At 42.3% G+C, this 12497-nt stretch carries 11 protein-coding genes and 1 pseudogene; 4 read left to right on the forward strand and 8 right to left on the reverse strand.

Annotated elements, in window-relative coordinates; genetic code table 11:
* Window positions 1–247 precede the first annotated feature (247 nt).
* Window positions 248–2506, reverse strand: a complete 2259-nt coding sequence (locus V7K44_RS10040) for a protein phosphatase 2C domain-containing protein (RefSeq protein WP_334931047.1) — start codon at window positions 2504–2506, stop codon at window positions 248–250.
* Window positions 2507–3089: 583 nt separating this feature from the next.
* Window positions 3090–3446, reverse strand: coding sequence for an NAD(P)H-quinone oxidoreductase subunit M (locus V7K44_RS10045; RefSeq protein WP_334839779.1), 357 nt, complete (start codon window positions 3444–3446; stop codon window positions 3090–3092).
* Window positions 3447–4312: 866 nt separating this feature from the next.
* Here V7K44_RS10045 and V7K44_RS10050 point away from each other — a divergent pair.
* Window positions 4313–4597: an Npun_R1517 family heterocyst differentiation transcriptional regulator gene (locus tag V7K44_RS10050; protein ID WP_094350942.1), complete on the forward strand. Its 285-nt coding sequence runs from the start codon at window positions 4313–4315 to the stop codon at window positions 4595–4597.
* 691 nt (window positions 4598–5288) lie between these two features.
* Here V7K44_RS10050 and V7K44_RS10055 read toward each other — a convergent pair.
* Entirely contained in the window at window positions 5289–5984 is a 696-nt protein-coding gene (locus V7K44_RS10055; protein ID WP_251959533.1) for a response regulator transcription factor, read from the reverse strand.
* Window positions 5985–6137: 153 nt separating this feature from the next.
* Here V7K44_RS10055 and V7K44_RS10060 point away from each other — a divergent pair, with 153 nt between their 5' ends.
* Window positions 6138–6461 (forward strand): hypothetical protein, encoded by a 324-nt coding sequence (locus V7K44_RS10060; protein ID WP_334931050.1) that lies wholly within the window; start codon window positions 6138–6140, stop codon window positions 6459–6461.
* 45 nt (window positions 6462–6506) lie between these two features.
* Window positions 6507–7082: a Uma2 family endonuclease gene (locus V7K44_RS10065; RefSeq protein WP_334931052.1), complete on the forward strand. Its 576-nt coding sequence runs from the start codon at window positions 6507–6509 to the stop codon at window positions 7080–7082.
* A gap of 110 nt (window positions 7083–7192) precedes the next feature.
* On the opposite strand, the gene V7K44_RS10070 is transcribed toward V7K44_RS10065, so the two are convergent.
* Together V7K44_RS10070 and ctpB are read right to left on the reverse strand one after the other, a co-directional pair.
* Window positions 7193–8161 carry a glycosyltransferase gene (locus tag V7K44_RS10070; RefSeq protein ID WP_334931053.1) on the reverse strand — a complete coding sequence of 323 codons (969 nt, stop codon included), beginning with the start codon at window positions 8159–8161 and terminating at the stop codon, window positions 7193–7195.
* Window positions 8162–8309: 148 nt separating this feature from the next.
* Window positions 8310–9650, reverse strand: a complete 1341-nt coding sequence (ctpB, locus tag V7K44_RS10075) for a carboxyl-terminal processing protease CtpB (protein ID WP_334931055.1) — start codon at window positions 9648–9650, stop codon at window positions 8310–8312.
* 312 nt (window positions 9651–9962) lie between these two features.
* Here ctpB and V7K44_RS10080 point away from each other — a divergent pair, with 312 nt between their 5' ends.
* Window positions 9963–10661 carry a YdcF family protein gene (locus V7K44_RS10080; protein ID WP_334931057.1) on the forward strand — a complete coding sequence of 233 codons (699 nt, stop codon included), beginning with the start codon at window positions 9963–9965 and terminating at the stop codon, window positions 10659–10661.
* Window position 10662: 1 nt separating this feature from the next.
* Here V7K44_RS10080 and V7K44_RS10085 read toward each other — a convergent pair.
* From V7K44_RS10085 to V7K44_RS10095, 3 genes and pseudogenes are all read right to left on the reverse strand, one after another.
* Window positions 10663–10878, reverse strand: a pseudogene (locus V7K44_RS10085) (Txe/YoeB family addiction module toxin); the annotation flags it as partial.
* Window positions 10879–10967: 89 nt separating this feature from the next.
* Window positions 10968–11213, reverse strand: a complete 246-nt coding sequence (locus tag V7K44_RS10090) for a type II toxin-antitoxin system Phd/YefM family antitoxin (protein WP_334931059.1) — start codon at window positions 11211–11213, stop codon at window positions 10968–10970.
* Between the two features lie 283 nt (window positions 11214–11496).
* The gene (locus V7K44_RS10095) at window positions 11497–12417 is read right to left on the reverse strand and encodes a hypothetical protein (RefSeq protein WP_334931061.1); all 921 of its coding nucleotides are present in this window, start codon (window positions 12415–12417) and stop codon (window positions 11497–11499) included.
* Window positions 12418–12497: the final 80 nt, after the last annotated feature.

A 12497-nucleotide genomic window follows, 5' to 3' on the forward strand; every position in this document is an offset into this window, starting at 1 on the left:
TGCACTAAATTATAGATATGGTGGGGGTTTTGAACTCGGTTATTCAGCGTTCGACTGAGCGCTCACGCCGAAGTCTACCAGTCGTACATAATTAATTCATTCTGAATTCTGACTCCTGACTCCTGAGTTCTGTTTTGATAACAATTCTCCAAGGTGAAAATTTCCTACTTTTTTGACCTTGTAAGTTTTTTACTCTGATTGTTACCTGTTATTATTCCAGGTTTTTACCAGTTTATCGAGTATTTGATTAAGTTGGACTGGTGTCAGCTGGTTCGGTAACTGGCGGTTGCGTGACAGTTCTACATGGATTTGGTGCGTCTGATTGTAAAACAATGCCAAAACGGTTGACTTGGGAGGAGTTTAGCAATACTGTTGCTGGCAAAGGTTTTGAATTTGGTGGAACTGAGGTAGTTACAGCGGGGTTATTAGTATTAGCTGGAGTTTGTGTACTTTTATTAGCACAGACTCGCATAGACACCAAAAAACTCCCAGAAGCAGGTTTGGGATTTGATGTTTTATTAATAACTTCTAAAAAAGTCCCACGGGGAAGTGATTGGTTGTTTCCCAAGGAGATGTCATTGTTGGTTTGAATTACCCAACCAGGAGAAAGATTAGCCAGCGATCGCGGTGTAGGTGTCGCTTCGACGATCGGATTTTGAGTTTGTAAGGGATTGGAAAAAATTGGAGAGGTTCCTCGCAGTTGCCTAACGAACAATCCTAAAAAACCTGCTGCCACCACAAATATTAATGGAACTATCCACTGTAAGGGGAATTGACGGCTTTTAGCCGGTTCAGTGTCTGGAATCACCTGAGTCTTGTGGTTTGGACTGCCTAAAACTGTCGCATCTGTCGCCCTGGATGCTAAATCAACTGTTTTGGCAGAATGACTCTGGGGAATTATTGCTTGGATGGTGATTTCTGGTTCCCAATATTGGACTTGATAGTGAACTAAAGCGACGGTGACATTATCGTGTCCATTTTTAGTATTAGCAATTTCGACTAATCGATCGGCAACAGTTGCTATATTTGCTTCCCCAACTAAAATCGGCAAGATTTCTGTTTCCCAGTATTCCTCTACCCGATCGAAGTCACTCAAACCATCGGATGTGAGCAGAAAAACAGCATCTTCATCGAGCATAAACCTTCCCGATGTGGGATGCAATGAAGTGCTAGAACCCATCCCCAAAGCTTGGACGAGAGAGCCAGCGGCACTCTGTTGCACTGCCTCGCGGTAAATGGCATAACCTAGTCGCACTTCACGGGAGGCGACATCATCATCAAGGGTAACTTGATAACAGCCGTGGCGTGTAATCCAGTAGGCACGACTATCACCGACGTGGGTGATGTACATTTCATGAGCAACAGGCAATGCCATGACTAAAGTCGTACCCATGCGTTGACGCCCTTGGCGATTTTCACTGTCATTGCGCTGACTGATTTTGTCATTAGCCATTGCCACTGCCTTATCTAGGTCATTCAGCAGCATTTCCGGGTCTATGTGGTCGTAAGGAACCTTTGTTAGTTGCTGTACCTGCTGTTGGATTGTTTCAATGGCTAGATTTGAGGCGACATTGCCACCCTCGTGTCCACCGATGCCATCACAGACAATTGCTAAGGCTGTTGGCTGGGGTGGTTTGCTCACTGGAGTTCCACTGGGGGGACTACAGGCATCTTCGTTACGTTGACGACTGGGCCCGGTGTCGGTTTTGGTGATAATTTGGATCGTGGGTGTTTGCGATCGCCCTAACCCAGCCAGTCCCCGATCTAAAACTCCGATTAATTGATCGGTGGAATTAATTTCTCCCTGAATTAAAGCAAGGCTAACGCGATCGACAAATTCTGCGATCGCTGGTTTGGCAGTGCTGATCAACTGCTGCCAAAATTCACCTAATTGGGGCAATTCTGGTGATGTGGCGCTGTCAAAACGCAATTCCAACAACCGGACTAACGATCCTTCTACCCGTAATACATCAGAGTCAAGTAAGCTAGAGGCGACACCTTCACTTACTAGAGGTTGCCACAGATGAGCTATTTGCCATAACCAATTTAGTTGGCGCATTGATGTTGCATCACGCCAAGCGGTGGTTAACTCACTGCCCAAATGTACTTGTTGGATAGTGTCATCTACTAATAGTGGCGGTTTTTCTAAGAGTAATATTTCTCGGTGGGAAGACCCGTCAGCAACAAAAAGCACTCCATATACCTGCGGTACGTGTAGACGGTAGGGAATCAGTCTCAGGTACGCTTTTAGAGGCTGCAAATTATCTAACTCAGGCGTTAGCGATAAGAAACCGGGCTTCGTATCTAAAAGAAGAAATTTATCAAGGATTAAATAGCGATCGGCTAATATTTCTCCAGGGCTACCCACACTTGGGCTATCTACCACAGCCCAGAGATAATTTTTCGGTAGAGGCGTGGAACATCGCTGGCAAAACTTGTGAGTCAGGGGGTTGGCAGCCTGACAATTTTCGTTTGGACAGTAGAGCGTTGCCGCGTCATTTTCCATAGTTTTCGCACCGATCAGCGATTGGCAATTTCTTTAATAGCATTAGTAGGGACAATCTAGACCGCTCATCTTTCTTAAACTTGACATACCCAGACTTTAGATGATGATTTTAGCTGGCGGATATCAGCAGGTGCTAATACTTACTTATCCAAAAAATACGCTCCCAAGTCAACCCTACAGCCTAATCATAGCTTTTATTGCCCTGTGACTCTCCATCGCCAAAGCAACTAACTCCAACCCTGTCACCACAGCATAACCCAAGCATAACTGCACGATTTATTTTTGCTAAATTACCCCATCATTAACAGGCAGAGAATATTGGTATTTATTTAGTTTATAAGTAGGATAGCAAGAATTAACTTTAATTAAGAATTAAAAATAGCAAATATTAATTTTGGCAAAAGTACCTGATAAATCCAGTGACTCTAAGAATCTCTTGAGGACTGCTGTTAGTGGTAGGGGGGGTTAGTCAGTGCTGAGTTAAGAAGTAGACTTATGAATTTTTCCACTCTAAGCTGAAACACTTTTAACTCAGCACTCTTTGTACAGAAGGGTTTGGGCAGCCCGCTACCAACTCATTGGCTTATTTGTCGTCAATGGCAACTTGAGGGACTCCCATGCTGTAATTAGTAACACGGGCAGAAAGATTGTAGCTGACTTCGCCGAGTTGCAGAAGCGATCGCAGATAATGCTCTAAGTCTGACCCCACACGGCGCAAGTTATAGTCCGTGAGGTCTGCGCCACTAGATGCTTCTACTAGTTCATCAAATTTTCGATAAATTTTTTGCAGTGCATCTTCATTCCAATTAAATTCGTTATCTGGGTCAACATCTAAGGTTAAGACTTGTTGACTAGGAACTAGATCGCCATCCCGGTCAATTTCACCTGCAAAAATGCGGATGTGCCGGGTTGTGGACTTGAGCAGCATCGGGTTATCCATAAAAAGGTGTAAGATTTGCGTGGATTACACTGAAATTATTGTAGACCTTATATCCGAGCTTGAATGCTCCTAATTTAAAAGCTTTGAATGCTGTTTTAAAAGGGTATATTGAATGGGCATAAGTAAAAATATCACCTTTACTGATGAGTTTGCTACTACTGTTATGAGTTGAAGATATATTTAACTGCTAGTACTGACAGTAGTCGAATTATTTTTCTGTAAAAATTAATTGTTAGAGTATTTTCATTTAGTCTACGAATCTGACTTACTGCTAAGATTTTTGGACTCAATCAATCCCAAAAGACGGTAGGGCAGGGTACTCAGCAGGAATAATTTGCTCTGTGTGCTTTTTTTATAGAGAACAAAAGTTTTGACATTAATAATTATGCCGAGCAATTTATCCTGAATTTTCTATTGCAAAAAACGTACATCAAGTAATTTCACTGAATAGCGCTACATCGACTGCTGGCTTTAAGAAACTCAAAAAAGTTAAGCGGTTTTACTTACGTATAAACACCAAAATTAAAGTAACAAGTCAAACTGTTATTGACGTTCACATAAAGTTGATGTAAAAACCTTTAAAAAGGTTGAACAACTTCTTACAGAAACTTTATTGTGTAGAATCTTAAAAACTGAATAATAGTTATGGCTTACCATAAGTTACATCTGGCACAGAAACGTCAAAATCTAGACACTGAAAATCTAGCTTGAAAATACACCACAGGAGAGTGAAATGGAATACAAAGGTGATTGATGAAGAAAAATTCTTAATTCAAGCACTTTGGATTCAAAAGAGATATAAAGAATTTTGCTGGACATCTACCTCCTTACCCTCATGACAACCAAGTAAAGGAATCTCAATAGTTATGAACTCCAAAGCATTACCACGCCAGATAAATAATCTCGAAGTAGGTGTTTATGAGTGTGAAATACATCTCAAATTCCGGTTGATTGAGGAAAAGAGTCTATTGAGCGATCGCGAGCAACTGTTACAGGTGCTACTTGATGCTTTAACCGAAGGTTCTGATGACTTTCTAGAAACGCTCCAAGCGTCCGTTAAAGCCCAGGAAGTATCTGAGTTTAAAGCCTCGCCTCAAATGCGGCGTCAGCTAATGCGCTTGCGTAATGTAGCGGAAAATTCTCCAACCTAAAGGTGTAATTTAAGTAATGAAAAACGTGAATTGGGCATCAAATCAAATGTTGATCCCATACCCCCGTTGCCATAAAAACTAAGCAGTCAGTAGATTTCATAAAATATTTTGATTTCTACCTTGTGAAAGTCTTATTTAGCAGCACAAAGTCCCAGGAACAGTTTCCGCTATTAAAAACTTTGTAGCAAAGGGTACTGGTAAAATCTGAAAGCAAATTCAGCCGGGTGCATTTTACCGAGTTTTTATCAAAACATTGCAGAATAATAAAACCCTGTGTCTTTACAGATGGGGAATCGGATAACAGGCGCAAATCAAATGAAAATCTAAAAGACCAAAGTAAAATAAATAACCTTTCTTTTAGCTTTTTACTTAAGCTAAGTGCCTGATTTGCTGAAATACTTATGTTTTATCTATTACTAGTAATAGATCATGATTTAGCAGCCAGTTAGCTATTATCAATTCCCCAGAGGCAAGGGAGACAAGGGGACAAGTCTCTCCCTTCTTCCTTGTCCACCTTGTCTACCTTATTATCTTCTCCATACCCAATACAACTCTTGGAGAGGCTGCGCCAACGGCTTCTCTACGGGAAGCTACGATACGAACGCGGTTACTGAGCTTAGTCGTACCACTTCGTGGAAGCAAGCTACGCGTAGCGTCCCGCAGGGAAGGGCAGTACAAGAATTCCCAATCCCTATTTAGCAAGACCGTGTTCCAAAGCAAAACGAACTAACTCTGTACGGCTATTGGTACCGGTTTTACTAAACAAACGGCTGACGTATTTTTCTACATTACGGACGCTGGTTTCTAAGCGACGGGCGATTTCTTTGTTCATCAACCCTTCAGCGACCAAATTTAAAACACTTTGTTCTCTGGGAGTCAAATCAATTTTAAAAGGGGCTGGCGATTGGGAAATGGCATTTCTTTGAGTTAACAATGCCTTTATTTGGGCAATCTGATTGGCTAGTTCAGCAAGATCGGGGGTTTCAGCGTCATCTCCCGTACTCGCAGCCTTAGCAGCGCGACGGGCTAGCAAATTTTCGACTATAGCCACTAACTCATCTGGATCGAAGGGTTTGGGTAGATAGGCATCAACACCAGCGTGATAACCTTGAATGCGATCGCCTGTCATACCTTTAGCAGTTAAAAATACTACTGGGAGTGCTTGAAAACGGGGGTCTTCTCGTAGTTGCTTCAGAAACTGATAGCCATCCACTTGAGGCATCATCACATCGGAAATCACTAAGTCAGGTGTATTCAGCTGCATCCATTCCCAACCTTCAAGGGCGTTACTGGCGACTTGAACGCTGAAACCGCTCTCTTGCAAATAGTCTTTCACGGCTTCCCGTATCCCTGGTTCATCATCCACCAGTAACAATTGTGCTGACATTTAAAATTCCCTTGAGTTTTCCTTTTTCCAATTTAGCGAAAGTTGACAGGCATTGAACAAAAGGATAGAAGGGAAGATGAAGAAGATATTGCCCTGTCTATAAGTACCAATATATAAAGGTACACTAATTGTAACTTTCTTCACAAAAACACTATGGTATGGTCACTAGAAGAAATTGCCAGAGATAGCCGAATAGCCAAAGAATATTTAGGGGAGATTTCTAGAAAAGAACCACCTCAGAGTGAACTGTGGGATGAAATACAGTCCGAAATCTTAGCAAAGTATGATGAGCAATTAGAGCAACTTGGAATTAATCTCCTTGACTGGGAGTTGATAGAAGCAATCAAGTATGCCATTTGTTTAGAGGATGCCATCATCCGAACGCTGCAACGTGCAAAGTATGGTTTTGAAAGTGAAACCCATACTCACAGATACTTTGCAGCCGCACTTAGGGAAGGTTGGACTCCAATCTGGTAGCAGGTTAACCATAATAGTGATAATCAAGACAGGAGAAACTGCAAGATGAATGCTATTACCCTAAACTTAGAACCATTAATCAATCTCACTTCTGAGCAGTTTTATCAGCTATGTCAAGTCAACCCTGATGCTAAATTAGAGCGCACTGCATTAGGAGAATTAGTTGTAATGGCACCAACTGGTGGAGAAACTGGTAGTCGAAACCGCAGACTAACTCAACGCTTGGGAACTTGGACAGATGAAGACGGGACTGGAGAAGCTTTTGACTCTTCAACGATGTTTCAGCTTCCCAATGGAGCTTTACGTTCGCCTGATGCGGCTTGGGTTTATTTAGAGAGATGGGAAGCACTGGCTCCTGAACAACGAAGAACTTTTTCACCCATCTGTCCTGACTTCGTAGTAGAACTGCGCTCTGAATCTGATACGCTCAAGTCCCTCCAAGACAAAATGCAAGAGTATATGGAGAATGGTACGCGCTTGGGCTGGCTGATTGACCCTAAAGGAAAGCAGGTAGAAATTTATCGCCAAGGAAAAGAAAAGGAAGTGCTACTTTCACCAAATCAGTTATCGGGGGAGGAGGTACTGCCAGGTTTTGTTTTGGATTTACAAGGAATTCTTTAATAATTTTACCCTTTAGCGAAAATAGCCGTGCGATCGCCTCCGGCGGAGCGTAGCTCATCGCGCACAATCCATGATTTATACATCTAAGTCAGCAACGCCCTTTTTCTTACTTACAGTCGAGCAATTATCTTGGCATTCTCTGGCAGCTTGGCGTCTCTTTGTCCAGCAGTACGCGCTCTAGCTGTGAACAAACCAATAGGAGTATTTAATAAATCTACAAGGGTGGCTTGCTGCACCAACGCCTTTTTAATATCTCTTGGTACTTCCTTCAATAACCAACGTGCCAAACGATAGCCGTATTCTTTAGGTGTCATCTCTCGCATTAAATCTACACCGTGCAGTTCGTGCAGATAGTGATTTGAGCGTCCATAACGCCGCCATTGACTTTGCAGTTCTTGAAGTGTAGCGCGGTGGCGGTGCTGAACGATCGCATTTGGGGCAAATTCCAAACGCCTGATGTTTTCCCCCAAAATCCGCCAACAAATATCAGCATCACCACCAGTAGTTAGATAAGGACGAAATAAACCCACTTTTTTAAAGGCAATGTGCCGAATCGCCAAATTAGCGGTTTGACCATAGGGACGAAAGGAATGGTTAAGGGTATGCTTTTGCGATAAAGTTTGTTCACGCTCTGCGTGTTGTTCTAGCAGAGTTGTGCCTGGTAGTGCCAAAATTTCACCAGCGACGATTGTCACTTCTGGGTTGACAAAAGGCTGAATTAGTGTATCTAACCATTGCGGTTGTGGGCGACAATCTGCATCGGTAAAAACCATAATTTCACCCGTAGCAGCGCGAATCCCAGTATTACGAGCAGCGTAAGAGCTTTGAATTTGGGTTTCGCTTAAGGGGCGAATTGTAATTGGGCAATTTTCGGCAGATGTTTTCAGGATGGTCAGAGTGCGATCGCTACTGTTATTGTCTACCAACAAGTATTCTACCCGGTCTTTTGGGTAAGTTTGAGACAACAGACAATTGATTAACTCTGGTAAATCTGCCTCGCCGTTATAAATAGGAACAACCACCGACACCATTGGTAAAAATCTGGTGACAGCGGTTGCATCAACTGGCTGATGATTCATAAATCTGAGATTTTGGAGATGGGATTAGTAGCTAGTATTCCCAAACCAAAATCCTGGAACGGCATATCAAGCAGTTTTCATAACTCCAAAAATTTGGATTTGGGAATACTACTATATAAACACCTAGCAACAAATCATTCGCGTCAATTTAAAATTTCAGGTTATCGGCGCGGCTCATGGGTCGAGTCGGTTGATTTGCTGGCGGCTGGGCAAAGTTGTTATTTGATAGAATTGCGATCGCTCGAGCATATTGGGGATCGCTCTTAGTTCCGATTAAATTTGGATTAGAAGCCAATTGGCGCTCTTGTGCTTCTGTCAGGTCTAGCTTGATATCTGGGGCAATCCCTTTATGGTTAATATCTGTTCCCGCCGGGGTGTAGTAATGGGCTATAGTGACAGCCAAGCCGGAACCATCTGCGAGTTCATGAACTGACTGCACTAGGGCTTTGCCAAAAGTTTGACCACCTACGACTACCGCCCGCTTATTATCCTTGAGTGCCCCTGTAAGGATTTCGCTAGCACTAGCTGAATTGCCATCCACTAAGACCGCCAAAGGACGATTTGTCAAAGCAGTGCGATTAGCTTTAGTTTCCTCAGTGCCGCCCACACGGTCTACTGTCTTGACAATTCCGCCGTCATTATACCACATTCGAGCAATTTCAATGCTCGCCTGTAACAAACCGCCAGGATTTCCCCGCAAATCCAAGACATAAGAATCAACTTTCTTAGTGTTCAAATCGCGGATAGCTCGTTGCATTTGGTCTGCGGCGTGGGCGCTAAATTCCCGCAAACGGATATAGCCAACGCGGCGATTCCCTTCTTGTCTAAGGGTATAGCGTACCGTTGGGACTTCAATACTTGCTCTTGTCAGTTTCAATTCAAAGGCATTTTGTCCTGCGCGCCCCAGCCGTAGCTTGATGGGAGTACCCGCTTTGCCACGGATTAGCTTAGAAGCATCATCCACTTTCATTTTGAGAGTGGGTTTGCCGTCAATTGCCAAAATTTCATCGCCTGCTTTTACCCCAGCTTTCAGCGCCGGAGAATTTTCTATGGCTTCGACAACAGTGAGACGCTGAGTTTTTTCGTTCACTTCCATCCGAACGCCGATACCAGAGACTTCCCCTGATGTTTGGCTAGTCAGAGCTTCAAACTGTTGGGGGTCCATGAACCGAGTGTAAGGATCTCCCAATTTTTGTAAAGCTTCGCGGATGGCAGTGTATGCTTCTTCCTTAGAAGAGTAGTCTTTGCTCAACAGGCTTTGCCTGGTTGCTTGCCAATCTTGTTGATTAAATTTACCATCAACATATTCATGATTTACCAGTTGCCAAACTTGGTCAACTATCACTTTTGGGCTGTCTTGTAGGGCTAGAGCAGCACGGACACCACGAGTCCAAGCGGGGCCGAACACGGATATGGTAGCAGTTGTGGCGATCGCTCCACCAATCAAGGCTACTTGGAGCGGTGAGTAACTTTTCGCAGATTGGTTCATGTATACTTAGATGGAATAATTGTGTTGTTGACAGTTTAGCAATCAGGCTTTCCAGAAATTTTTAAGTTTTTATACCCCAGAATCAACCATGCTTTTCCATCATTTTTATCCTTAAATGATGCCAAAAATGCCGCATTAGTTATTAACAATCATTTCTCAGTTTGTTAGTCTTCTCCGGAAGGCTATACTAAGTATGTGACACTTTAATTAGCGTCATCTTTGCATTCTAGATTACTTTTATAAGATAGCACTTTGCTCGCTGAATTGCAGTACTGTTATACAGCAATAAAATCAGTTTTTCTTACTTAAGTCATGAAACGCAAATTTACCATCAAATCATTAATTTCTATTAAAAAAAAATCTGTTAATCTGTGGCAATTGTTACAAAAACTCAGTGGTGGATTCTATGTTGTCCTGGGTGTTTGGCTGATTTTCACTACTATAACCTTACTTTTTGCTTCTTCGCAGCCAATAGATGCCTTCTTTGTGCTGGGTGGCAGTATTCGTCGAGAAACTTATGTTGCCCAACTAGCAAAACAATACCCGCAAACCCCAATTTTAATTTCTCATGGTTCCCCAGACCCCTGTATAAGGTTAATTTTTGAGGCGGAATTAGCAGAGTTACAAAACGTTTGGTTAGAAAACTGCGCGAATTCTACCTTTGAAAATTTTTATTATAGTATTCCAATTCTGCGCCGTTGGGGAGTGCATAAAGTCATGTTGATTACTTCGCCCACTCATTTACCCAGAGCTAAATGGATGGCACAGATTCTTTTGGGCGCTCATGGTATTTGGGTAGAGCCAGAAATTGTTCAAGAATTGGGTATTCCTGGTAATCAGGAATCTTGGACTAAAACTGGATTAGATGTAACCCGCAGCTTCTTGTGGGCGATTTTAAGTCAAATTATTCAACCGCAATGCTCAAATGTGACAAAACTTACTGATGTAGATATGCAAGCTTGGGAGAATAGAGGTTTTCATTGTGAACACCAAGGAGGGTTGAGGAGATAACTTACTCGTAATGCGTCCACATACGAATTATTTTGACTACTTGCTCGGATTCGATGACCTCATATACCAACCGATGCTGTATATTTATCCTCCGAGAATAAGCACCTGATAAGTCACCAACCAGCTTTTCATAAGGTGGAGGATTTTGAAAAGGATTTTCTTTAAGGACTACGAGTAATTCCTCGGCCTTTTCCTTTAAGTTACTAGAAGGTAATTTCTTCGCGTCTTTTTACGCTTGTTTTGTGTAAATCAACCTCCAACTCGCTCCTTCGGGGTTTGCAAGTGGCTCCTCAGAAGCTTGCTGACTCACCAATCCAACTCCCCATCACATTCTTCCGTCGGGGTTGTTAGTCCTTCTTTTATAGATTCTCGCATTCCAGGGACAGATAATAAGTAAAGAGTCTCTTGAATTGCAGACCAATCTTTTTCCGCCAGCAGAATCGCATTACCGCTATTTCCTCGAATGATCACAGGTTTACCCTGCTCTGCAACTTGGTCGATGATCTCTTGCAAATTATTTTGAGCGTCGTTGACGGGAAGGGAGGACATCATAACTTTTTTAGCTCACGATAACTTTAATTTAGTATAAAAGTTGAGAACTTTACCACGTTCTCAAACAATAAGAAGAGGAAGTAAAAAGTATTTTGCAATTCAGAACCACGAAGTTGCGATCGCCGTAAAAATTCAGCTATATTTTTGCAGAATAAAAGAATCGCAATTAGGTGTAGTTTAATAAAATCTCACTTTTATAACAATAATTTAGCGATCGCTCTGCATGAAATGGGACACTTCGCAGACTTCATATCAAATAGTGAATTTGGTTATTAGGCTGCTATCAAGGGTTATAGTCCATGTAACTCAAATACTTCAAGCCAACCCAATCTCCATGTTCAGTAAGACCAAACTTGTACCCATATCCAACATCACAAAAGCAAAACATATATCGTTGAATTTGTTGGAAATTGTTACGCATGAATTGGGTAACAGGTTTTTCTGATGAACCTCCATCATACTTCAGCTTGAAATAGTAAGGATCGTCATCAAACATCTTTCCTGCTTTTAAAGCAAGTTCGATTGCGATCGCTTCCTCAGAGGAGATTGTACAAAAAATTTGGTGGTTGTAGATGAAGTAATCGTAATACCCGTAACACTCTATCGGCTTTAACTTTACTAGCACCTTACTGATTTTTTCATGTATGTCTCGTGCGACTGGCTTCGTCGATTCACAGGCAGTTAATGAAGCAAGTTCTGGATGGAAAGAGTTTGTGTATCGATCCCAAAACTGATCGGGAACCGTAGGTGCAAGGCAGATCCACTCTAAATCTGAAGTTTGACCAACTATGATAAAAATCTTAAATTCTTGTGCCCTAGAAACGTTAAGGCTCCGATTAATGCTGCAAAGACTGTAGGCTCTAAGGTTTTGTAAGCTGCTTTTGAGAAAATAAGCTAGAGCGTTGTAGTACTGATTTTGCTCTGATTGCAAATAAGGACTCCAGGAATCATCTTTACGCTCACGCCGAGAAGAAGCGTACTTGTATCCAGGATACTCTTTTGGGTCTGTTGGCATCCCCCGACGTGCTATCCCTTTCCATGTTGCGATCGCTTGATCGAAATCAGCAGTTTGAACAAAGCCTTCTGACAATAATAAATTCCAGCAATTCAGTTCTCCCCTATTCTCTATACTCCAGACAAACGGCTGACGATTTTCTGTATAATTTCTAAGCCGACTAATAAGGTCTTGCGTTTCTGGGTGCATAAATCATCCGAGTGTAAATTGGTGCATTAACAAGCATCTTTCAGCGTAGCGGCTTGTTGTTAAACATCGCTTCTGCTAAT

The sequence above is a fragment of the Nostoc sp. genome (assembly GCF_036917235.1).
Taxonomy (GTDB): domain Bacteria; phylum Cyanobacteriota; class Cyanobacteriia; order Cyanobacteriales; family Nostocaceae; genus Nostoc.